This is a genomic window from Microseira wollei NIES-4236, assembly GCF_020521235.1.
Classification (GTDB): domain Bacteria; phylum Cyanobacteriota; class Cyanobacteriia; order Cyanobacteriales; family Aerosakkonemataceae; genus Microseira; species Microseira wollei.
Genome location: NZ_BLAY01000485.1, coordinates 1 through 797 on the forward strand (window position 1 = coordinate 1; position 797 = coordinate 797).

Annotated in this window: 1 protein-coding gene; it reads right to left on the reverse strand. The window is 47.7% G+C overall.

Annotation, left to right across the window (positions count from 1 at the left end):
- A partial coding sequence (locus tag MiSe_RS49400) for an SDR family oxidoreductase (RefSeq protein ID WP_226594929.1) occupies positions 1 to 797 on the reverse strand: 797 nt, incomplete at both ends.

Sequence of the window (797 nt, forward strand, 5' to 3'; positions counted from 1 at the left end):
AAGTTAGCAAAAAACGGCGATGTCAAAGCCGATGTCGCAATCAACTGTGACCAGTTAATTGGCATCACCCCAACTTGGCTGGCCGACTGGTTTAACAATTGCTCCAGCGCCACTAATCCCCGTTCTACAGGTATTGCTGCCATCCCCATTGTCTGTATGCGATCGCGCGAGCGACTCTCCAAACTAGCTGCCATGCCTACATTTGCCCAAGGCCCCCAGTTAATACTCAGTCCTGGCAGACCCATTGCTTGCCGATAATGGGCTAAGCCATCCATAAAGGCATTGGCTGCTGCATAGTTGCCTTGACCAGCAGAACCAAATAAAGCAGCCACAGAAGAAAAGCCGACAAAAAAGTCAAGGGGTAAATTTGCAGTCAAGTTGTGCAAATTCCATGCACCTGCTACCTTGGGAGCCATGACTCGCCCAAAACGCTCTATGGATTGTTGCTGCAGTACACCATCATCAAGCACACCAGCCGCATGTATGATGCCACGCAGTGGCGGTAACTCTTTTTGGATTTTTTCTAAGACTTCAACCACCTGATTGGGTTGAGAAACATCTGCTTTGACCACCAGCACTCTTGCACCTGATTGCTCAAAACTGGATATTCTCTGTTTTGCTGCAACCGATACCTGACTTCGCCCAGTTAATACCAACTGTCGCGCACCTTTTTCTACCAACCATTCAGCCACCTCCAAACCCAATGCTCCTAATCCACCAGTAATCCAATAACTCCCATCTGGTTGTATAGATAATTGCTCCTCATTAGTTTTTGTACTGATTTGCGGCATTGATAC